Genomic DNA, 23,118 nt, shown 5'->3' on the forward strand with positions numbered 1-23,118 from the left:
AAGTCGTATAAAAGCAAAAAGTCATGCCGTAGCAAAAAGTCGTATAAAAGCAAAAAATCATACCGCAGTAAAAAGAGTAAACCAAAAAAATCATGCCGCAGCAAATACAGATCTCATCATAAGAAAAGCTGCCGTAAATCACACCGCAGCCATCGATCTAAACGTTCTCATCACCACAAACGGAGTCACTCTTGCCGAAGATGCGGAAAGAAAAAACATCATTCCCGCCATCAAGGAAATGTTGATCGTAAATGGGATCAAGGGAATATGTGGGAGTATCGACGCTACCGCTAAATGTCAGATCTTCATTTTTGAAACCCTTTTTAAAAGAGAGTATGATAAAAAAGGGTTTTTTTTATTTCGTAGAGAAATAAAAATGAGACATCATAATGTAGTGAAATGAAGATTGTGAGGGGAAGACATGAAGTTTTTTACAGGTGAGATACATAACAGATTGTTTATCGGGGTCGTCATTGATGATGAATGGGTAATGGACGTCAAAAAGGCAGAAGCAAAACTATTTGAGCTGGAGACATTGCCAAACTCTTTATCTGAATGCATTAACATGGGGGACAAGTTTGTCGAACACGTCAAACAGCTTCTTGATTGGGCGGAGAAAAAAGAAGAAGACCGCGGGTCTTATGTCTATCCGCTTTCGGACGTGACACTCCATGCACCGATTCCAAAACCAACGAAAAACATCATGTGTGTTGGGAAAAACTATCAAGATCACGTCATGGAAATGGGAAGTGCGGCAGATATTCCTAAAGACGTGATGATCTTTACAAAGGCGCCTACCTCTGTTGTAGGGCATGAAGCGGACATTCTTCTCCATGAAGATGTGACAAGTGAATTGGATTACGAAGGGGAGCTTGCCATTGTCATTGGCAAAACAGGAAAGAATATTGCTCCTGAAGAGGTCCGCGATTACATTTTCGGTTACACCATTTTAAATGATATAACGGCAAGAGATTTGCAGAAAAAACACAAACAATTTTTCATAGGAAAAAGCTTAGATACAACTTGTCCAATGGGACCTTATATCGTTCACAAGTCAGTGATCGAGGATCATGGAGCACTCCATGTGGAAACAAAGGTAAACGGAGAGGTTCGTCAGTCTGCCAGTACGGAATTAATGATCTTCCCAATTGAAGACATTGTGTCAACTCTTTCAAAAGGGATGACGCTGGAAGCGGGAGACATCATTGCAACAGGTACACCTTCTGGAGTCGGCAAAGGTTTTGAACCGCCAAAATTTTTAGCCTCAGGCGATCAGATTGAAGTAACAATTGAACCAATTGGGACGTTATCAAATCGCGTCAAATAAAGGCGTGTTGACACAGGATTGTCGCTTTGTGTTCGACTTATTTCGTGGTACGATGAGAAGGAAATTGTTCTGATAAAGGGGGAAATCACAAATGGGAACACATTTACATATTACAGCGTGGGTGCTAGGTATTATTTTATTTTTCGTTGCCTTTGCATTAGCAGGTAAAAACGATAAAGGCGCTAAAATTGTGCATATGATCGTAAGACTGTTCTACTTGATTATTATTGCAACAGGCGTAGAGCTGTATGTTCGCACAGGAATGAAAATCCCGGGTTACGGGGGCGAGTATGTTGGAAAAATGATACTTGGTATTCTTGTGATTGGTTTCATGGAAATGGTCCTTGTACGCAAGAAAAAAGGAAAATCGGTGACGGGTGTATTCATTGGTTTTATCGTGGTTGCCATTGTGACCATTCTTCTAGGCTTACGTCTGCCGATCGGTTTCCATATCTTTTAAGATAAAAAGGGCATTGCTTATCAAAAGCAGTGCCCTTTTTATGTGAGATCAAACTGAGACATCAGCCGGTGACCGTCAGATGTCGTCCATTCCAATTGAACTTGATTTGTACCCGAATGATGGTGGCATTGAAGGGCAAGTGATTGCATGTCTCCTGAAAACTGAAAAAAAGACACGCGATGAGAAGGATGGAAGGAAGAGAAGACACAATCATAGACGGAAAAGCCAAGCTGTTCTACATGGTCAATGATCTGATAAAAGACGCTTTCTGGTACGAACATAAGCAAATCAAGCCATCCTTTAGAAAGAGACGCTGTATATTGAATGCGTTCACCGCCTTTTACCTCCATCAACTTCCCATTATCACAAAGAACGACAGACCCGAGCAATTCTCCTTTTGTCCATCGATCCTTTTCTTTCAAACAGATCATAGAACTTTGAAGGCTTTCAGGCAGCATGATGTCTCCTTCTTCGTCTTCAATCAGACAATGACCGTTTTCCATCAGTAAGTACCCGTTACACCATTTTGGGTGGTTTTGCTGAAGATAGGTCATGCGGTTCTCCATTCGCAAAACCTCCTTTCCTCTTTCTTTTCTTACCAAATGAAGCTTGTCCTATACACAGGGGAAAAAAGGACAAATCAACTATCAAGGAGACGATGCATAAACTAAGAAAGGCTAAATGAGAACACTTGATGAAAAACGGATGGGAGCTGATGATGATGTGTGGAATAACAGGCTGGGCAGACTTTAAAAAGCAGCTCATCCAACAGGATCATGTAATCAATCAAATGACAGATACATTATCTAAACGAGGGCCGGATGATACAAATACGTGGAAAAGTGAGCACGTTCTTTTCGGCCATAAACGGTTAGCCGTTGTCGATGTTGAAGGCGGAAAGCAGCCGATGACATATACCCATCAACACCATGATTATACGGTGGTATACAATGGAGAACTCTATAACACGGAGGATATACGAAAAGAATTATTCAAAAGGGGGCACCGCTTTCTTGGGCATTCTGATACAGAGGTTCTTCTTCACGCCTATACAGAATGGAAGGAAGAGTGTGTGACCCATTTTAATGGAATTTTTGCATTTGTCATTTGGGATAGTGAGCGTGAATTATTATTTGCAGCGAGAGACCGGCTCGGTGTCAAGCCATTTTTCTATACAGAACGTCATCATTCCTTTTTGTTTGGTTCAGAAATCAAAGCACTTCTGGCTCATCCTGAGATGAAAGCCAAAGTCGATCATGAAGGCTTATCAGAAATTTTTGGCCTAGGGCCGTCTAGAACACCAGGGCAAGGCGTATTTAAAGGGGTGAAAGAGCTGAGGCCGGCACATGCCCTAACCTTTTCAAAAGATGGTTTGCGTGTGTGGAGGTACTGGAATGTCAAAAGCAAGCAGCATACAGACTCGCTTGATGACACCGCTCAGCACGTGAAGGAACTCTTTACGGATGCCGTTACAAGACAGCTCGTCTCTGATGTGCCTGTATGTACGTTTTTATCGGGCGGAGTGGATTCTAGTGCCATTACGGCCATTGCCGCCAAGCACTTTGAGAAAATAGGGAAAGCCCCGCTGCATACGTATTCCGTTGATTACGACGGAAATGATCAATTCTTTGAAGCAAGTCAATTCCAGCCCAATGCTGACGGGCCGTGGATTGATCGAATGACCAAAGCGTTTCAAACGAATCATCACAGCTGTATCATCGGGCAAAAAGAGCTGGCTTCTTATTTGAAAGAAGCGGTTGAAGTGCGAGATTTGCCGGGGATGGCAGATATTGATTCTTCCTTACTATGGTTCTGCCGAGAAATTAAAAAGGATTTTGTTGTTGGTTTATCAGGTGAATGTGCAGATGAAATTTTTGGAGGTTACCCATGGTTTCACATGGCAAGCGAAACCAATGGATTTCCGTGGATGAGATCAACGGAAGCACGCATTCAGCTTCTTCAAGACTCATGGCAAAAGAAATTATCACTGAAGGAATATGCGCAAAGCAAATATGAAGAAACCGTGGCAGAAACCCCTCTTTTAGATGGAGAAACCGGAGTAGATAAAGCCCGAAGAGAACTTTTTTACTTAAATATGATTTGGTTTATGACAACACTGCTGGATCGAAAAGATCGTATGAGCATGGGGGCGAGCCTTGAGGTACGTGTACCATTCGCAGATCATCGTCTTGTTGAGTATGTATGGAATATTCCTTGGGAAATGAAAATGTATGGAAATCGGGAAAAAGGGGTTTTGAGGAAAGCATTAGAGGGAATTTTACCGAATGAAGTGCTTTATCGCAAGAAGAGCCCTTATCCGAAAACACATCATCCTGCTTATACTCAGGCGGTAAAAGAGATGTTAACAGATTGTCTCGCGCAAAAGGATTCTGTGCTTCATGAATTTTTAGATCCACATCAATTAAAACAGCTGATTGAAACGGAAGGGGCTTCTTTCCAGGTCCCTTGGTATGGTCAGTTAATGAAAGGCCCACAGCTCATTGCCCATTTGGCACAGATTCATCATTGGTTTGAAACATATCGAATTGATATAGAAGCATAACAAAGGGTCGGCTTTCTTGCACTTGTTGAAAGGAAGTCGGCTTTTTTGATACATAACATGAGACTTTTAGAGCACATCAAAAGTTGAACTAACAGTTTTAATTTGTATAATTAACTTAAAGTGAATTAATTTGGAGGAAAAAGGATAATGAAAATCATTGTGATCGGAGCAGGACCAGGGGGACTTGCAGCAGCTATGATGTTGCAAAGCAAAGGACATGATGTTCATATATATGAAAAACAGTCCTTTGTTGGCGGACGTAACTCTAAGTTTCAACTTGGTGATTTCACGTTTGATACAGGTCCTACTTTTCTCAGTATGATTCATATTGCAGAGGAACTATTCACCTTTGCCGGTAAAAATCTCTATGATTATATAGATGTGATTGAATTAAAAGAAATGTATAGATTAATCTTTCAAGATGAGAAGCTTGATATGATTCGAGATCGAGACGAAATGTACAAACGACTAGAAGCCTTTGCACCTGGTGAGGGCGAAGGGTATGTACGTTTTATGAATGACACAAAACGAAAAATGGACCGCCTAACGCCGATTCTACAAAGTAAAATGGATCGTTTCCATCATTATTTGCGTCCAAAAGTCATAAAAGCACTTCCTCAGCTCTCATTAAATAAAAGCTTATATGATGTGCTGTCGGATTATTTCTCAAATGAATCAGTGAAATATGCCTTTACATTCCAATCAAAATATTTAGGGATGTCACCTTGGGAATGCCCAGGAGCGTTCTCAATTCTTTCCTTTATGGAGCATGACACAGGCGTTTATCATCCGAAAGGCGGAGTGAATCAGCTGTCAGAAGCGATGGCAAAGGCAGCTGTTGAATCTGGGGCTACCCTTCATCTATCAACTGGAGTTGAGAAGTTGCTGACGGAAGGCAGGAAAGTGAAGGGCATTCGCTTAGAAACTGGTGAAGAAATACAGGCAGATGAGGTCGTCGTAAATGGTGATTTTGCACACGTGATGACAAAGCTTGTAGAGCCGGGTCTTTTAAAGAAATATAGCGAGAAGAAACTGAAAAAGAAAAAATTCTCATGCTCCACCTTTATGCTGTACCTAGGTTTAGATACGATATATGATGAGCCGCATCATACCATCGTTTTTTCCGATGACTATGCGAAGTTCGTCAAAGAAATTACGAAAACCTTTGAGCTGCCGGATGATCCGTCCATTTATATTCAAAATGCAAGTGTGACAGATGATTCGCTTGCGCCAAAAGGCAAGTCCGCTCTTTATGTGTTAGCACCCGTTGCCAATAATCAAAGCGGTATTGACTGGGAAGCGCATCAAGAAGAATTTAGAGAGCTTGTGCTGGATACACTGGAGCGGAAAACGGGCTTTAAGAATATCAGGCAGCATATCGAAGTCGAGCGGATGATCACGCCGAAGCATTGGGAAGAAGAGCTGTACGTGTATGAAGGAGCTACATTTAACCTTGGTCACCAGTTGACGCAGATGATGGTACTCAGGCCGCATAATGAATTTGATGAGTTGAAACACTGCTGGCTCGTTGGTGGAGGAACCCACCCAGGGAGCGGATTGCCAACCATTTTAGAATCAGCGCGTATCACGACAAATGCGATTCTGTCAAAAGAGAAACATACGCACAAAAGAGTGCCACATGAAGAAAAGGGGAGCGCCTCATGAAAAAACATATATTGATTGCTGGCGGCGGTATTGGCGGAATGATCTCAGCTCTCTATTTAAAAAAAGCTGGACATGATGTCACCCTTGTTGAAAAAAATGAACGGCTCGGCGGGAGACTTGCTTTTGTACGTGAGAAAGGATATAAAGTAGATGAAGGTCCGACCATTGTCCTACTTCCTGATATGTTAAAAGGCATTTTACATGACGTAGGCATTGATGAAACATCTCTTGATCTCTTGCAGCTCGATCCGCTGTATACGATCCACTATCAAGATGGAACCTCCTACACGAAATACTCTGATACACGGCGACAACTAGAAGAAATCAAACGTGTATTTCCAAAGGAAGAACAGGGATATTTAAAATTTATGCAAGAAATGACGGATCGGTTTCAAGAAGGGCAGCAAGCTTTTCTAGAAAAATCATTTCATGAAAAACGAACCTTTTTTACAAAAGCGAACATGAAGATTTTAATGAAATTAAAAGCATATCGAACCGTTCAAAGTTCTCTCAAAAAATATTTTTCGGATGAGCGCCTCCGAGATGCATATGCACTTCAAACCCTCTATGTCGGAGGAAATCCGTATGAAGCATCTGCCATTTATTCGCTTGTTTCATATAGTGAGCACGCACATGGAATTTACTATTTAAAAGGCGGATATGCGAGTTTAGTAGATATATTGGAGAGACAGCTCTTAAAGACGGGTGTAAACATAAGAAAAAGTGAAGAAGTCGCACAACTTGAGTTTGAGGGGAAACGTGTGGTCAAGGCAAAAATAAATGATGAACACATAGCAGCTGATGCATTTGTGATGAACGGAGATTATCCAGCGGCGTTAAAACAGCTTGGTTTAGGTGAACAAGACCGGCGTAAATACGTTCCATCCTCCGGCTGCGTGATGGTGTATCTAGGGTTAAACAAAGTATACGATGAAGCACCTGTTCATCAATTTTTCATGGGAGAACACTTTGATCAGCATATGAGAGAGGTGTTCCAAACGAAAACGATACCTCAAGATCCATCATTTTATACGTTTAATCCATCGACCATCGATCCATCCCTTGCCCCAGAAGGCAGCAGTGTCCTATATATGCTCATTCCTGTTCCTTCAGGAGATCACATCAACTGGGAACAAGAGACAGACTTTGTGGATAAAATGGTGGAGCGTCTTGAGAAAAGAGGCTTTCCGCAGCTGCGAGAGGCGGTTGTCTGGCAAAAGGTGAGAACACCGAATGATTCAATGCGAGAAGGATTGTTTGAAGGCGGCAGCTTTGGCCTCGCTCCTAATTTGTTTCAATCAGGTGTGTTCCGCCCGCAAGTAAAGGTTGCAGAGGTAGACAATCTATATGCGGTAGGTGCTTCCATCCATCCCGGCGGCGGGGTACCGATCGTGATGCAAAGTGCAAAGCTCATGGCTTCTGTACTGCTTAAAGATCTGAACAACAGAAAGGAAGTGAAGCTAAGTGGTTGATGTGCAAACAGCATTGAAAATATGTGAAGAGACCATTCAAACCCATTCAAAAACGTTTTATCGTGCCTTTTCCATGCTGCCTAAAAAGAAAAGACAGGCTGTTTGGGCTGTTTATTCCTTTTGTAGGAGAGCGGATGACATTGTAGATGAGTCTCCTTCACCAAAGGAAGAACTGACGTCTTTTCAGGAGGCATTTGATCGTTTCTTGCTAGGAGAAGTAGATCGTGATGATCCAATGTGGGTGGCGCTGGAGTATACATTTCAACAGTTTCGTATGGATGAAGCCCCATTCCGTGACCTGCTGCGAGGACAGGAGATGGATTTAGAGCAGCATCGATATGAAACGTTAGATGAACTGCTCATCTATTCCTATCATGTCGCAAGTACAGTTGGATTAATGCTGCTTCCGATCATTGCACCGCGTAAAAAAGAACAGCTAAAAGAAGCAGCGATTTCCCTTGGGATTGGCATGCAGTTGACCAATATACTTCGAGACATTGGTGAGGATAAGGCGGAAAGGAACCGCATTTATTTGCCAAAACAAGTCATGGATCAATTTGGGTATACAGAGCAAGAATTACAAGAAGGGATCGTCAATCAAGCCTTCCAGCACGTATGGGAATATATTGCGTTTGAGGCAGAGGCGTACTATGAGGAATTTTTTGACCATCTCCATGAATTCCCACTTTATTCAAGGATACCGGTGAAAGCAGCTGCTCACTTTTATAAGGCTATTCTAGATAAAACTAGAGAAAACGAATACCGCGTCTTTACGAAGCGGTCATATATTTCAACACAAGAAAAAGCACTTATTTTAGAAGATATTACGTAATGAAAAGAAGACAAAGGGATAAAATAAAGTTCGTTTTAGCCCTTTGTCAACAATCTGAAAGGACTGCACCCGCAGTCCTTTTTATGTGGAAGTAAACCGATACTCCGTCCACACCCTTGAACGCCACCGCCTATACATAAAGATGCCTCTTACCCATTCATCCACGATAAAAGAAATCCAAACCCCGATCAGGCCCATCTCAAGTTGAATGCCTAATAAATAAGCGATCGGAAGGCCGATGCCCCACATTGAAATCATCGCCATATAGACTGGAAACTTCGCGTCACCAGCTGCCCGCAAGGAGTTGATGATGACCATATTAAAAGAACGTCCAGGCTCTAAAATAATCGTCAATATGAGGAGGAGGCTCGCGATTTGAATGATCTCACTGTTGCTAGTGAAAAAAGTAAGTAAATGCGTCGATGATAAAGATAAAGCAGTAGAAGAAAGAAGCGAGATGGCAATGGCCCAGTATAAGCTTTTCATGCATCTTCGATAGGCCGCATCAAATTCTTTCGCCCCGATCAGGCGCCCAATTAAGATTTGCGTTCCTTGGCTAATGGCGGCACCAAATAACATAATGAACATCATCAAATTCTGGGTATAGACTTTTGCTGCCAGTGCTTGCGTGCCCATAAATGTGATAAACAGCGTAATAATCATTTGAGAGCCATTATAAGAAAGCTGTTCTCCAGCAGAAGGAATGCCGATTTTTAGCAGTTTTTTTAAATGCGTTCGCTGGATGTAAAACATTTGCTTGAATGAAAACTGCAATCCAATTCGGTGTCGAACAATGAGGATCATGGCAGTTAGACCGATCAACCGTGCAAATGATGTGGAAAGAGCAACACCCATGACACCTAATACAGGGAAGCCAAATGGTCCGAAGATGACCAAATAATTACCAGCAACGTTTAACAGGTTCATACCGATGGTGACATACATCGTATCTCTCGTGAATCCATAGCTTTTTAAAATAGCACTATAGGTCATAATGAGCGCCTGTATAAAAGAAAGCAGGCCGACAATCTGTAAAAAGACGGTTGCATCTGGCATTAGCTCGCTTGATAATCCCATCATATGCAGGATGGGCACGGCTAACACAAACATAAGAAGACTGATCACAAAGCTAATGAGGAAGTTGGTGCCTAGTGATACATAGGCAACTTGGGTCGCTTCCTGCTTGCGGCCCGCTCCTAAAAGCTGCGCAATGACAATCGTCGTCCCAGTCGTAATGAAGCTGAACATCACAATCAATAGATTTAATAGCTGATTACTAACCCCTACTGCGGCAACACTATTGTCAGAATACTGGCTGAGCATCAGTGTATCTGCGCTGCCCATCAGCATATATAAAGAGATTTCGATAAAAATAGGCCAAGTTAATGCAAATAATGAAGGGTGGGATTTTTCACTTTTGGCTTGAACCTTTTGTATTGTCAGTGCTTGTGGTTTCATCACATCGCCTTCTTTCGTATAAATCCGATTTATAGTGTACCTTGCATCGACTATAATAAGAAGAGATGAAACCGAAACTTATTGGAGAAATCCGACTTCATAAGGGGATGAATATGGGTCCGTTTATTACATTTACTGTACCGCCATTTCCAGTCTATATTGCTTCAGGCAAAGGTGTATTCCATCCAGGAGAACGACATATCTCCAGAATTTTCACCGTATTTGATCTTCTTTATGTCACGAAAGGGGAACTATGGATCACAGAAGACGAGGTGCCTCATCACGTAAAAGAGGGAGAATATATCATCTTATCACCGGGACTTGCCCATGGTGGACATCTGCCATGCAAAGAAGAAACACTTTATGAGTGGCTGCATTTCTCAATTGATCCATTTGAGTTTACAGATCGGCCGAGAGAACACTGGTTTGACATGAAGCAAAATCAAGCCACTTTTGAAAAAGCAGCAAGCTATGAATTTCGTCTGCCCCGAAAAGGAAAAGTGAAAGGGGGAAGCGTGCTACAGAAGCATCTTTTAGCGATGCGCGCTTTAAATGATGATGCGTCTGAACTTCAGCTCAAAAAGCAGCTTCAATTTGAGGAAATGCTCATCCATTTACAAAAAGAAGCATTTCATATTCCAAGTGCAAAGGAGACTGTCGCTTCAGAAGTGGTTTACTATCTTGAACGTCATTTTACGCAAAAATTACAGATGGAGAAGCTGGCAGAGATTCTTCATTATCATCCTGATTACATGACAAGGTGCATGCAGACCGTGTACGGACTGACGCCGAGCCAGTACATCAATCGACTCAAAATCGAAAAAGCCAAAAGCCTGCTTGCTTCAACGAATGAAAAAATAGCTCTCATTGCAGAACATGTAGGCATTGATGACCCTACTTATTTTTCAAAGCTGTTTCGGCAAAATGAAGGCATGACGCCTATCGAGTATCGTCATCTTGCTAAAAGAACGACAAAGTAAAGGAACGTGAACAGATGAAAGGAAAAAAAGAAGAGATTGTGAGCATACGTCCATTAGACGAAACCGATTTAGAAGTGGTATGGCATTTAAGGTTTAAAGCACCAGACCAGGCCTATCGAAAGTGGAATGCACCGTATTTTATTGAACATGACATATCGCTTGCTGCATTTAAAAAACGCTATTTACAGGATGAATCTGTCCTGCCAAAACTATTTGGCATTGATGTAGGAGGTGAATTAAAGGGCACAGTTTCTTATTATTGGGAGAATGAACGCACACGCTGGCTGGAGTGCGGGATTCTTATTTATGACTCACGTTTTTGGAATGGGGGCGTTGGAACAAAGGCATTGCGTCTATGGATCGATGAACTCTTTTCACACATCGATATCCCACGCATCGGTCTGACCACCTGGTCTGGAAATGAACGCATGATGCGTTGCGCAGAGAAATGCGGGTTTATCCTTGAGGGAAGACTGCGTAAGGTTCGTTACTATCAAGGGGAGTATTATGATTCGATGCGGTATGGCATGCTGAGAGAAGAATGGCAAAGCCTTCCACACCATTCATTTGAATAGTTATTTTTAAGATTAGGAAAAAAGTATAGTAAGATTAAATAAATTGAAAAAGAAGGGTGGCGGATGAATGTGAAATGGATTACAGGTTGGTTTGTATCCATATTAGTCGCAATCTACCTATTCGTTGATGCACCAAAACACGGGAAAAATAAATGGTTATGGGCCATCTTAGGCCTTTTACTCGGGCTCTTTACACTTGGAATATATCTCATTCAAACAGGAAGAAAAGGGTTGGGCTGGACAGTACTGATTGTGTCCATTTTCATCTATGCGATTGCCATCCTCGTCTTTGTCTTGTACTTCCTCATGCTGGTCTTCGGGTACTCCAACGCAAATTAGAGAGTACGGCTGCACATACATCATAGGTGATTTTTTTCACTTCAAGTTGCTACCGATTGATGGTTTGATGGCGCCATAGCATCATAAGGATAAAAGGTGTTGGGCTCAGGCATGATGATCCTCATGTTTAACCATCTTATTTTATCTCATGTGGCTCACTGTTTTGATCAAGTAAGTCCTTCATAAAGAAGGGCTTTTTTCTTTTATTTTTTGAGCAGGGACACCTGCAATGACAATCCGTTCTTCATGAAAGGAGCGATTCACTACAGCATTTGCTCCGATGGAAATATGATTCGCAATATAAATGTTTCCAAACAGTTTAGCGCCAGGGCCGATCCATACATGATCTCCGATGACGGGCACATCTTTTTCATGATGGTTTTGACCGATATTCACACCTTGATGAATATCACAAAACGCGCCGATTTTGGCATGCTTGTTCACAATCAACAGCCCAGTATGGTTGATTCTGAGCCCAGGTCCAAATACACCAATTGGGATATCAAAGCCAAGCTGCATGCCTTTCTTTTTATGTAAGTAACGATAAAACCATTTGCGTAACGTAGCACCGCTATTCGTATAGTACTCATATTTTCGTAAATATCTTTGATATTTCCAAATATCATCCCCAAGCCACTTTGGTCTTTTTCGATTGATGGCAAGTGCTTTCTGATCTTGTGCCAAGTAGTGGTGAAGGTCATGCTTCGTTAAAATCATCAGATCTCCCTCGATTCCCTTTCGTTTCAGAGAAATTATACCATCATAACCATTTATATCAAGATAAAATAACGTTCATTTTTTGTTTTACTACATTCATTTCATTCGGCCGTCCCGTATCAAACAAGGGAGCTACAACGCATAGAGCAAAAGAACCAGGAGAATTGATTTGTAATTTTTTTCAACACTTTTCATCATCAAACGTTATATCGCCTTATGGCTGTAGATGTTTGTAAAAAATACACGAAATTACTCGTTAAAAAGAGAATATAGCATTCATATGCTTTTAGAATCATCTTTTTGAATACAATTGACTTTCGTATCTTACATCCTCTAGGCTAGTAAATGAAAATGATAATCTTTATCAATTGGAGGAGTGTTTTATTATGTCCATCAAAACCGTTTCTAAAAATCAGCAATTTTTAGAGCAGCAAAGTCAAAGAGAATCTAATGCAAGGTCTTACCCGAGACGGTTCCCATTAGCCATGCAAAAAGCCGAAGGTATGATCGTGACAGATGCAGATGGTAGAGAATTTTATGACTGCCTAGCAGGTGCAGGAACACTTGCCCTTGGTCACAATCACCCGGTTGTTATAGATGCTATTGAACGTATGCTTCATGAAAAAAGACCGTTGCATACGCTGGACATCACTTCAGAGATTAAAGAAGAATTTGTGAATGAGATTTTTTCTCACTTGCCAGAGGAGTTTGCAAAAAGAGCGAAAATTCAATTTTGCGGACCAACTGGTGGTGATGCTATAGAAGCAGCAATTAAACTAGTCAAGACAGCGACGGGAAATCGTTCCATTCTATCATTCCACGGGGCATATCATGGTGCTACGCATGGCACGATGTCATTAAGCGGCAACTTATCGCCAAAGGAAAGAGTACAAGGATTAATGCCAGATGTTCACTTCCTGCCTTATCCATATGAATACCGCTGTCCATTTGGAATTGGCGGTAAAGACTCACATCGCATTTCCAGCTCTTATATTGAGCGTGTATTAAATGACCCTGAGAGTGGAATTCTCCCGCCAGCAGGCATGATCTTTGAAGCGGTGCAAGGGGAGGGCGGCTCCATCCCGGCATCAATTGAATGGATACAAGAAATGAGACGAATCACAAAAGAAAAAGGAATTCCACTGATTATTGACGAGGTTCAATCAGGCATCGGCCGAACTGGTAAGATGTTTGCCTTTGAACATGCTGGTATTGTGCCAGATGTCATTGTGTTATCAAAAGCAATTGGGGGAAGCCTTCCGCTATCCGTTGTGATTTATGACAAAGACTTAGATCAATGGAATCCAGGTGCACACATTGGCACGTTTAGAGGAAATCAAATGGCGATGGCAGCTGGAACTGCTACGCTTAAATATATAAAAGAAACCAATCTGCTTGATCATGTAGAAGCGCTTGGTCAGCGTATGCAGGCCAATCTAAAAGACATTCAAAAACAAGTGCCTGCTCTCGGTGATGTGCGAGGAAGAGGATTAATGATTGGTGTTGAAGTTGTGAATCCAGATGAGAAACAGGATGTGGACGGCAGTTATCCAGCAAATCCAGAGCTAGCCAGTCTCATTCAAAAGAATTGTTTCGATAAAGGCTTAATTGTGGAGACAGGAGGCCGTTTTGGAAGTGTGATTCGATTCTTACCGCCTTTGATCATGACAGAAGAACAGCTTGAAAAAGTCATCACGATTTTTAAAGAGGCAGTTTACGATGCAGTCAACTAAACCATCTGTCGATTCATTATTTATTCAACAAAGCCAGCTTGGGAGGGAGTCCTTCCAAGCGGCTCTCTACACATCCATCGACAGTTTACTGGCAGAGTGGCAAACAAGCAGAGGACCGTATAGCGGAATATTGCCTGGGAAATTAGCGACTCATGTCGAATCGTTATTCCAGATTCAACCGGCTGGTGAATCCATTGAGTCTGTTTTTCAAGATATAAAAAATCACCTTTTACCGCATTTGGTTGATGTGTCACATCCTAAATGCCTGGCACATTTGCATTGCCCGCCTCTTATCCCTGCTTTGGCAGCAGAGGTGATCGTAAGTTCCTTTAACCAATCAATGGATTCCTTTGATCAAAGCGGCATTGCATCTTTGGTTGAGGAGGAAATTCTCAAGTGGTTATGTGAAAAGTTTTCTTATGGAGAACGAGCAGATGGGACCTTTACGAGCGGTGGAACCCAATCTAACTACATGGGACTGCTTTTAGCAAGAGATGCATTTTGCGAAAACACTTGGCAATGGAATGTACAGCAGAAAGGGTTGCCGAGCGAGGCAAACCGTATGCGGATTCTTTGCTCCAAGAATGCCCACTTCACTGTGAAAAAATCAGCATCTCAGCTAGGTTTAGGTGAGCAGGCTGTTGTGTTAGTTGAGACAGACGAACATCACCGAATGGACCTGCATGATTTGCAGAAGAAGCTTATGGAGCTTAAGGAGCAGGATTTGCTTCCATTTGCAGTCGTGGCGACTTGCGGGACAACTGATTTTGGCAGTATTGATCCTGTACGTGACATATATGACATGGTGAAGCCTTTCGGTTTGTGGATTCATGCAGATGCTGCCTATGGAGGAGCGCTTGTATTAAGCAAAACGTTCCGAGGAAAATTAGATGGCATCGAGCTTGCTGATTCGATCACGATCGACTTTCATAAGCAATTTTATCAGCCGATCTCCTGCGGGGCATTTCTACTAAAGGATAAAAGACATTTTGGTTTGATTGATTACCATGCAGATTATCTCAATCCAAAGGAAGATGAACTGGAAGGCATTCTGCATCTCGTGAATAAATCTGTTCAGACGACGCGCCGGTTTGATGCGCTAAAACTCCTTCTCTCTCTGCGTATGATTGGAGAAGAAGGATTTGCAAGTATCATTGACCATACCATCCATTTTGCGAAAGATGTGGCTACGTTGATTGAGAAAAATGAGCATCTTGAGGTGATCAATCCTGATCCACAAATCAATGCAGTCGTGTTCCGTTTTATGGATGATCATCAAGCAGATGACATCAATAAAATCATTCATCGCACACTTTTCCAAACAGGAACGGCTGTCGTAGCAAAAACAGTAGCCGATGGTCAAACATGCTTAAAATTCACTTTGTTAAATCCGAGAACGACTATTACACATATTGAGGAAATCCTTTCTGACATTGTTGATATCGGGATCGCTCATATTCAATCCGGGAGGGTACTACGTTGAGTCAATATAAACAAATGGCTGAAAATGCAACGATGCAAAGCTTTTTAAACTGTTTTTTACGTGAAACAGGAATTGATCGATCTGCAAAGAAAGAGACAAAAGCAGACGGCTCACTTGTATTTGTAGCAGCATTAGCAAAACAAGATCTTGAGCTTGTCATTCCGATTCGATATTTTTCGCCTGTAGGCCGTCATCTCTTTGATTTTCCCGTTCGTTTTCGCCCGCAAGGCAGTGAGCAACAGGGAACGATCGTCGATTATACAACACTTGTTGCTTTATGTTCAAAGGAACTTCTCATTGAATACGGCCGCACAGATGCAGAGGATGAGTTCATGCTTCGCATCATTTTAAGCTGCCGGAATATTGAACGATTCATCAGAGAGAGAGAAAGTGATCGGGCAGCTCTTTCTTCAGCTGATTTTGAATATATCGAAGCGGAGCAGTCACTCCTTCTTGGGCATTTAACGCATCCTACACCAAAAAGCAGACAAGGAATGACAGAAGAGGAGGAAGCTATTTATTCTCCTGAGCTGAAAGGCTCTTTCCAGCTTCATTACTTTAAAGCACATCCGTCAATTGTGCTTCAGGATTCTTCAATTTCACAGTCTGCGGCAAGCCTCATGTTTGAGGAGCTCATGCGCCAGATGCCAGAAGAAAAAGAGAGACTGACGACGTTAACAGAAGGCGGTCAATATGTCCTGATTCCGATTCATCCGCTGCAAGTCCAAGTAGTGATGGAGAAAGCGTTCGTCAAGCGTTATATAGAGGACGGAAAGCTGGCGTATTTAGGGCCGCTAGGGTCTGAATACACAGCGACATCTTCCTTTAGAACGGTCTATCAAAAAGACTCTGCGTACATGCTCAAATTCTCTGTCCCTGTAAAGATCACAAACTCTTTACGCGTTAACAAACAAAAGGAACTTGATCGCGGAGTTGAGATGTCTCGTATCTTAAAAACAGAATTAGGCGTTTCTTTATATGACAAATTTTCTGGATTCCGTGTGATTGAAGATCCTGCGTATCTATCTATTCAAGGGGATGAGGCGGAATCTGGCTTTGAAGTCGTCATTCGTCAAAATCCATTTTTGCATCATGAAAAAGGGGCAAGCTTAATTGCAGGGCTATGTCAGGATCATGCATACGGAGAAAAATCACGCCTTTCAGGCATTATTCATGAATTAGCAGACGCTGAAGGCAGATCAACAGAAGATGTCAGCCGTGATTGGTTCACACAATATTTATCGATTTCGTTAGAGCCGATGCTTTGGTTGTTTGAAACGTATGGTCTTGCCCTTGAAGCCCATCAGCAAAATGCTGTCGTACAGCTAAAGAATGGATATCCGCACACATTCTATTATCGTGACAATCAAGGCTACTATTATAGCGAATCGAAAAAGGATCAGCTTGCGAAGCTTGTTCAAAACTTAAGCGTCAGAAGTGAAACTATTTGTGCAGACGATGTAGCGGTTGAGAGACTGCGTTACTATTTCTTCTTTAATCATTTGTTTGGTCTTGTGAATGGTTTTGGTACAGAGGGGCTTGCACAAGAAGAAGATTTATTAGCCCTGATTAGAGACACACTGATTGCGCATGAAGAGACATATGGTGCATCTGAGCTGACGAACAGTCTTCTCCGGTCACAGGAGCTGCCTTCAAAAGCGAACTTACTCACTCGGTTTGAAGATATGGATGAGCTGACAGGTTCTTTAGAAACTCAATCCAGGTACACGTCTGTATTGAATCCGCTCTTTTTACATGAGGAGGCGCTGATTGGATGAGGCATCGAATTGGGTTCATTCGCGCTGAATATGAACGGGACGTCCAGCTTGTCCACAAGTGGATGCAAGAAGAGTATGTCCACCCATTTTGGCATTTGAATATTCCATTTCCTGCTTTTGAAAAGCACTTTTATCAGGCCATTCATGATCCGCATCAAACCCTTTATTTAGGAACCATTGATGGCACGCCGATGAGCTATTTTGAAGCATACAATGTGAAAGGGGATATCATTGAATCGTACTATCAGCCTTCTCCGCATGATCAAGGCATTCACCTGTTAATTGGAGAGCCAGATTATGTAGGGAAAGGATTTGCGGCTCCGCTGCTTCAAGCCATGACAGCATTTCAGTTTGAGCAGAACAAACGAACAGAAAAAATCGTGGCTGAGCCAGATATTCGGAACGAAAAAATGATTCATGTCTTTGAAAAGTGTGGATTCGAACGTGTGAAACCAGTCACTTTACCAGATAAAACAGGTCTTTTAATGTTTTGTCATCGAGATCGATTTGAAAGGAAGTATAACCATGACGCGGTTCAACAAGCAAAATAATGTAGTGGATGTCATTGGGATTGGCATTGGACCATTTAACCTAGGGCTTGCTGCATTATCTGAAGAAGTAAACGAAATTGACGCTTTGTTTTTTGAAAGAAGTGAAGCGTTCCACTGGCATCCAGGTATGCTCATTGAAGGGACAACACTTCAAGTCCCCTTTTTAGCGGATCTTGTCAGTATGGCGGATGTGAAAAGCAAATATAGCTTTCTCAACTATTTGCAGGAACAAAACCGTTTGTATTCATTTTACTTTCTAGAAGACTTCCATATCCCGCGCAAGGAATATAGCCATTATTGCCGCTGGGTCGCGGATCAATTAGATTCTTGCCGATTTGGCATGAATGTCGAATCTGTCTCCATTGTTGAAAAAGCTGGAGAAAAACGATATGAAGTGCATGTCCGTCATGTGAAAGATCAAACGGTAGAGGTGTTTGAAAGTAAGCATCTTGTTTTAGGTATCGGCACACAGCCTGCGGTACCAGCACCTCTTCAGCCAGCTTTAGGGGATCGGGTGTTTCATTCTGCTGATTACTTGAAACGAAAGAAAGAAGGCTGTTTTAAAGGAAAATCCGTGACGGTCATCGGTTCTGGTCAAAGTGCGGCAGAAGTATTCTATGACATTTTATCAGACGATGAGGCGAAGGATATTCATTGGTTTACACGCTCTAAAGGGTTTTTCCCAATGGAATATTCAAATTTGGGTCTTGAGTATTTCTCTCCAGACTATATTGATTTCTTTTATGAGCTTCCGCAACCTAAAAAAGATGCGCTATTAAAGCAGCAAGATTTGCTGTATAAAGGCATCAGCTCAGCGATGATCCGAGATATTTATCACTTGCTTTATGAACGTTCTGCTTGCGGAGAGCAGCTGAACACCGTGCTGAAGGCGATGACGGAGGTCAATTTGATTGAGGAAACGAGGGACGGCTTATCGCTTTCATGCAATCAATGGGTCAAAGAGGAATCCTTTACGCATGAGACAGACATTGTCGTCTTGGCAACGGGCTATCAATCTGTATTACCGCCATTTATTGATCCGATTTCCCATCATATTCAGTGGGATCATCAAGGACGCTTCCAGGTTGAACGTGAATATCGATTGAAAACAAATACATTAGGTGAAAATGATATTTTTGTACAAAATGCAGAGCTTCATACACATGGAGTAGGCGCACCAGATTTAGGGCTAGGGGCATACCGAAACAGTGTCATTATCAATGAACTGGCTCGTCGACCTGTGTATCCACTTTATCAAAAGCATGTTTTCCAGACATTCGGTACACATAAACACGCAAATACATTTGAAGAAATCAAAGGGTAAGGAGGATGAACCGATGAGTGTACAAGATGAATTGAAAAAAGCGGTAAATCCTGCTGCTTGGAAAAAAGCAAACCAGCGAATGGTGGCAAAAATGCTGTCCGAATATATGTATGAGGATATGCTTCATCCCGTTCAGCTAGATCATCAGGATGGCATCGCCCAATACGAATTAATCATTCACGAACAGAAGAAATATCGTTATCTCGCAAAACCTCGTTTGTTTGATAGTTTTGATACGATTGCTGAATCGATCGAGTGCTGTCAAGACGGAACATGGACAAAGGATGTTAGTGCCATTGTGTTTTTACTAGACATTCAGCCAATCATCCCAATGTCTTCTGAAACAACTGGCCATCTGATCAAAGAGCTTCACCATACCTTGTTAGCTGATGTTCATTTGCTGTCGAAAAAAGCACTTCATGCAGATGAGCTAACGGATACAGATTACGCATGGATTGAAGGCGAGATGACTGGTCATCCTTGGATCGTCTATAACAAAGGGCGTATTGGATTCAGCTACGATGATTACTTAGCCTATGCACCTGAAAGGCAGGAATGTGTGCAGCTGTCTTGGATTGCTGTTCACCGAGAACTTGCGACATTCCATGCGGTCGATCATGAGAACTATGAGCACATCATTGCCAAAGAATTAGACGAAGTCACGATTCGTCAATTCCAACGTGTGTTAAAAGATGAAGGGCTGAATGCGGCTGATTATTATATGATGCCTGTTCATAAATGGCAGTGGACGCATATGATCATCCAGCATTTCCCCGAAGATTTGGCCATGCGCCGTATAGTGTATTTAGGAGAAGGGCTGGATCAATATATTCCACAGCAATCGATCAGAACCTTTACGAACATCTCAAATAAAGGCAAGCATCATATTAAACTGCCAATGAGTATTTTAAATACGCTAGTGTACCGGGGGCTCCCATCAGAACGTACAGTTATTGCGCCACGTATTACAGCGCATATTAAAGGAATTGCCGATCAAGACGCCTTTTTATCCGATGTATGCCGCGTGATTTTACCAGGTGAGAATGCGAGTATCAATGTTGATCATCCTTATTACAGCAAGCTACCTGGTGCGCCATATCAATACCTTGAAATGCTCGGGGTCATTTTTAGAGAAAGCATTTATACGTATTTAGATGAAGGGGAGAGCCCTGTTACGCTGGCGGCACTGACTTATGAGGATCATGAAGGCGAGCCTTATCTAAAGCAGCTCATTGAAAAATCGGGTCTGTCAGCAAAAGAATGGATGGCGTCATTCTTCCATGTTGTCATGCCGCCGCTTCTGCACTTTATGTATCAATATGGCACGGTGTTTTCACCGCACGGACAAAATACAATTCTTGTATTAAAAGATCACAAGCCGCATCGTTTGGCCATCAAAGATTTTGTTGATGATGTGAACATTAGTGATCAACCGCTGCCTGAATTGGCTTCATTAGAAGAAGATCTAAAGGAAGTGCTGCGTAGTGAGCCGCCTGAGGGTCTTGTACAATTTATTTTTACAGGCCTGTTTATTTGCAATCTTCGTTACGTGTCAAACGTGTTAGACAATCACAATCTGTTAGATGAAACGACGCTTTGGCGCTTGCTTGCAGAAGAAATTCAGCAGTATCAAAAGCAATTTCCACAGCTAAAAGATCGTTTTGCTTTATTTGATCTATTCCAGCCTCAGCTGACAAAGCTTTGCTTAAACCGTAATCGCATGATTGATTATGGTTATGGAGATGGAGATGACCGGCCGCATGCATCAGAGCATGGCAAGGTCACAAATGCACTCGCTCAAGTTCTCTCATCCGTAGGCGAAAAGTAAAAAAGAAAAGCTGTAGACAACATCTGTCTACAGCTTTTTGATTTTTTAAGAAAATGCTTGTGAGGCCAGGAAATAGAGAAGCGCAGGATCGTTCTGCTTTTCGTTCCCGCGAATCATCATAAAATGTGCGACGTTTGTTTTCGTAAATCCTGCTTCTACAAGTGATGCATGCAGGCGTTCAGCTGTTTCTTCCTGCATATCTAAACGAAAGGCGCCAGAATAAGACGTGAGAAGTGATTGAATGAGTGATAGCGCCGTTTGTTCATCGTTTGCTGCAAGCGGGCCAATCATCAGATTAGCTGGTGTTTCCACACCAAACGCGAAACCGGTGATTTCGTGGTGTTCATCCTTTGCGATCAGTTTAAATGCTGCTCGCTCCATTCGCTTTATTAAGAAGTTTGATCGATTGGTCCCTGCGCCTTTTTCATCCAGTCTTTCAATAGACGGGAGGTGCGTTTCATCAGCGGGAAAAAGATGAATCTGATGTGACGCGTGAAGCGCACTAGGATTTGTTTTTTGTGCTTTGTATGTATGAATATAACCGGCTGTCTGAAAGCCGATTTTTTCATAAACTGGCTGTCCTTGTACAGTAGCCGTTAAAACGACAGGGACACTTGGATCACTATGACGAAGCAGTGTGTCAATCATTTGACGGGCAAGACCGAGGCCTCGATGTGTCTCAGATACAATGACCGCTCCAATTGATGCCACTCTGTCATATTGAAAAAGTCCTGCGCATGAAATGACTTGTCCGTCAGTTGTTGTAAAACCGGTAAAATGTCCATTTGTTAAAAGAGATGTGAGCTCTTCCGCATTGTAATCAGGCCAGTCGACCTCTTTTGACAATGCGACAAGATCTGGTATGTCATCAAGTGTTAAAGATCGTTGAATAACGTTTGGCAATACACGCAACTCCTTCTTCGATGATTTCTCTACATGTATCGTACCATAAGAACGCATAAGAAAAAGGAAAAGGGAGCACCTTTTCCTTTTGTATAGTTTAATAATTGAGGTCACGATTGTATTCATATTCAAAGGTGAGCTGTAAGTTCTTAATTGAGACAACGCCTACTTTGATTAACCGTCCACCGATTAATTGAGGAACCTCGGTTGCATTAAAAGAAACAAAAAAGCGGTCTTTTGCCGGCACTTGACTTGTTTTATAAGAAGAGATGTCAACTTTTTGACCGTTCCAAGGTACGTTCACTGTTCCGCCTTTTAAGGAAGAGACCGTGAATACATAATTATATGCATTTGTACTACCTTTTTCAGCTTCTAATGACAAGCCAGTGACAACGGCATCCTGCGGTAAGCTGCTTAAATCAAAAGAAGAATTGGGAGATCCGGCTTCATTGAAACTATTCAATGTGGCAGGTGATCCATATCGTTTCGTTGTACCTTTTTCAATACTTTTATCAAAGACAATACGATACATGTTGTCCTCTTCATTTAATAATTGCTTTGGTTTGACGGCTAAGTAGTAGTCAGTGCTTGCGGCAATTTTCGGCATATGGATGATTTCATTTTGGTTGTTTGTCCGCACAGAGGAAGACACGAGTGACCCGCTCTGATTGTAAAGATAAAGATCGAAATCATTTCCAGCTTTCACATTGACGAGTTTGATAGAAAAGCGGCCATCTGCTCCATCAAATTTAGAGCTGGTGAACCGATAAAAATCAATGTCATTCATAGAAGAGATACTACCTTCGTGATATAAATAGGTCTTGTTTAGATGAAGAGAGTGCTGTAAGAATTGAGCTTTGTCCATCGTATCATTGTTTGCATAATCACTGTCTGGATACAGATGCTCCAATTCTTCTGTATAATATGTTGTTTGTTTCGTAGACGTTTCACTTGCTTGAGCAGGTGATTGGAAAAGAGGGCTAGCGATAAAGAGGCCTGTAAGCAATAAAACCCCGATTTTCTTTTTGAACATGACAAACATCTCCTTTTAAGTAAATGACTTTCATTTGTAATATCGGTAAATAAACGTAATTTTTCATATTTATGTCATTTTTAATGATAAAAAGAAC

General features: G+C 42.0%; 20 protein-coding genes. 15 read left to right on the forward strand and 5 right to left on the reverse strand.

The window, feature by feature from the left end:
• Positions 1-421: 421 nt before the first annotated feature.
• The gene (locus MHI41_RS05355; RefSeq protein WP_019743345.1) at positions 422-1,327 is read left to right on the forward strand and encodes a fumarylacetoacetate hydrolase family protein; all 906 of its coding nucleotides are present in this window, start codon (positions 422-424) and stop codon (positions 1,325-1,327) included.
• A gap of 91 nt (positions 1,328-1,418) precedes the next feature.
• Complete coding sequence (locus tag MHI41_RS05360) at positions 1,419-1,787, forward strand: YisL family protein (protein ID WP_007499115.1); 369 nt, start codon at positions 1,419-1,421, stop codon at positions 1,785-1,787.
• A gap of 38 nt (positions 1,788-1,825) precedes the next feature.
• On the opposite strand, the gene MHI41_RS05365 is transcribed toward MHI41_RS05360, so the two are convergent.
• A complete protein-coding gene (locus MHI41_RS05365; RefSeq protein ID WP_008348597.1) occupies positions 1,826-2,353 on the reverse strand; it encodes a DUF2777 family protein in 528 nt (175 codons plus the stop codon).
• Positions 2,354-2,508: 155 nt separating this feature from the next.
• On the opposite strand from MHI41_RS05365, the gene asnB reads away from it, so the two are divergent.
• The 4 genes from asnB to MHI41_RS05385 all read left to right on the forward strand — a co-directional run bounded on the left by asnB (position 2,509) and on the right by MHI41_RS05385 (position 8,319).
• Positions 2,509-4,350, forward strand: coding sequence for an asparagine synthase (glutamine-hydrolyzing) (gene asnB, locus MHI41_RS05370; RefSeq protein WP_024720029.1), 1,842 nt, complete (start codon positions 2,509-2,511; stop codon positions 4,348-4,350).
• 147 nt (positions 4,351-4,497) lie between these two features.
• A complete protein-coding gene (gene crtI / locus MHI41_RS05375) occupies positions 4,498-6,015 on the forward strand; it encodes a phytoene desaturase family protein (protein WP_008348593.1) in 1,518 nt (505 codons plus the stop codon).
• Positions 6,012-7,487: a phytoene desaturase family protein gene (gene crtI, locus MHI41_RS05380; protein ID WP_342494615.1), complete on the forward strand. Its 1,476-nt coding sequence runs from the start codon at positions 6,012-6,014 to the stop codon at positions 7,485-7,487. The genes crtI (MHI41_RS05375) and crtI (MHI41_RS05380) overlap by 4 nt, the downstream gene beginning before the upstream one ends.
• Positions 7,480-8,319, forward strand: coding sequence for a phytoene/squalene synthase family protein (locus tag MHI41_RS05385; protein WP_342494616.1), 840 nt, complete (start codon positions 7,480-7,482; stop codon positions 8,317-8,319). Before crtI (MHI41_RS05380) ends, MHI41_RS05385 begins: the two co-directional genes overlap by 8 nt.
• Positions 8,320-8,400: 81 nt before the next feature.
• On the opposite strand, the gene MHI41_RS05390 is transcribed toward MHI41_RS05385, so the two are convergent.
• The gene (locus tag MHI41_RS05390) at positions 8,401-9,777 is read right to left on the reverse strand and encodes an MATE family efflux transporter (RefSeq protein ID WP_212356537.1); all 1,377 of its coding nucleotides are present in this window, start codon (positions 9,775-9,777) and stop codon (positions 8,401-8,403) included.
• 113 nt (positions 9,778-9,890) lie between these two features.
• Between MHI41_RS05390 and MHI41_RS05395 the strand changes: the two genes are divergently transcribed.
• The 3 genes from MHI41_RS05395 to MHI41_RS05405 all read left to right on the forward strand — a co-directional run bounded on the left by MHI41_RS05395 (position 9,891) and on the right by MHI41_RS05405 (position 11,671).
• Positions 9,891-10,757, forward strand: a complete 867-nt coding sequence (locus tag MHI41_RS05395; RefSeq protein WP_050827129.1) for an AraC family transcriptional regulator — start codon at positions 9,891-9,893, stop codon at positions 10,755-10,757.
• Positions 10,758-10,771: 14 nt separating this feature from the next.
• Entirely contained in the window at positions 10,772-11,332 is a 561-nt protein-coding gene (locus tag MHI41_RS05400) for a GNAT family protein (RefSeq protein ID WP_017360203.1), read from the forward strand.
• Positions 11,333-11,395: 63 nt separating this feature from the next.
• Complete coding sequence (locus tag MHI41_RS05405) at positions 11,396-11,671, forward strand: hypothetical protein (protein ID WP_035392471.1); 276 nt, start codon at positions 11,396-11,398, stop codon at positions 11,669-11,671.
• Positions 11,672-11,851: 180 nt separating this feature from the next.
• Here the strand turns inward: MHI41_RS05405 and MHI41_RS05410 are convergent, their stop codons facing one another.
• Positions 11,852-12,388: a serine O-acetyltransferase gene (locus MHI41_RS05410; protein WP_017360201.1), complete on the reverse strand. Its 537-nt coding sequence runs from the start codon at positions 12,386-12,388 to the stop codon at positions 11,852-11,854.
• A 386-nt stretch (positions 12,389-12,774) separates the two neighbouring features.
• Between MHI41_RS05410 and MHI41_RS05415 the strand changes: the two genes are divergently transcribed.
• From MHI41_RS05415 to MHI41_RS05440, 6 genes are read left to right on the forward strand one after another with little or no spacing between them, the layout of a single operon-like run.
• Positions 12,775-14,121 (forward strand): aspartate aminotransferase family protein, encoded by a 1,347-nt coding sequence (locus MHI41_RS05415; protein ID WP_017366989.1) that lies wholly within the window; start codon positions 12,775-12,777, stop codon positions 14,119-14,121.
• The gene (locus tag MHI41_RS05420) at positions 14,108-15,604 is read left to right on the forward strand and encodes an aspartate aminotransferase family protein (protein ID WP_342494617.1); all 1,497 of its coding nucleotides are present in this window, start codon (positions 14,108-14,110) and stop codon (positions 15,602-15,604) included. Before MHI41_RS05415 ends, MHI41_RS05420 begins: the two co-directional genes overlap by 14 nt.
• The gene (locus MHI41_RS05425) at positions 15,601-17,382 is read left to right on the forward strand and encodes an IucA/IucC family protein (RefSeq protein WP_272511383.1); all 1,782 of its coding nucleotides are present in this window, start codon (positions 15,601-15,603) and stop codon (positions 17,380-17,382) included. The genes MHI41_RS05420 and MHI41_RS05425 overlap by 4 nt, the downstream gene beginning before the upstream one ends.
• Positions 17,379-17,933 carry a GNAT family N-acetyltransferase gene (locus tag MHI41_RS05430; protein ID WP_008348567.1) on the forward strand — a complete coding sequence of 185 codons (555 nt, stop codon included), beginning with the start codon at positions 17,379-17,381 and terminating at the stop codon, positions 17,931-17,933. The genes MHI41_RS05425 and MHI41_RS05430 overlap by 4 nt, the downstream gene beginning before the upstream one ends.
• Complete coding sequence (locus MHI41_RS05435; RefSeq protein WP_342494618.1) at positions 17,908-19,257, forward strand: lysine N(6)-hydroxylase/L-ornithine N(5)-oxygenase family protein; 1,350 nt, start codon at positions 17,908-17,910, stop codon at positions 19,255-19,257. The genes MHI41_RS05430 and MHI41_RS05435 overlap by 26 nt, the downstream gene beginning before the upstream one ends.
• Before the next feature lie 13 nt (positions 19,258-19,270).
• Entirely contained in the window at positions 19,271-21,085 is a 1,815-nt protein-coding gene (locus MHI41_RS05440; protein ID WP_342494619.1) for an IucA/IucC family siderophore biosynthesis protein, read from the forward strand.
• Positions 21,086-21,130: 45 nt separating this feature from the next.
• Here MHI41_RS05440 and MHI41_RS05445 read toward each other — a convergent pair whose 3' ends face one another.
• A complete protein-coding gene (locus MHI41_RS05445; protein ID WP_156060633.1) occupies positions 21,131-21,988 on the reverse strand; it encodes a GNAT family N-acetyltransferase in 858 nt (285 codons plus the stop codon).
• A gap of 97 nt (positions 21,989-22,085) precedes the next feature.
• A complete protein-coding gene (locus tag MHI41_RS05450; RefSeq protein ID WP_017360193.1) occupies positions 22,086-23,021 on the reverse strand; it encodes a hypothetical protein in 936 nt (311 codons plus the stop codon).
• Positions 23,022-23,118: the final 97 nt, after the last annotated feature.

This window comes from Bacillus sp. FSL M7-0307 (assembly GCF_038627835.1).
Taxonomy (GTDB): domain Bacteria; phylum Bacillota; class Bacilli; order Bacillales; family Bacillaceae; genus Bacillus; species Bacillus altitudinis.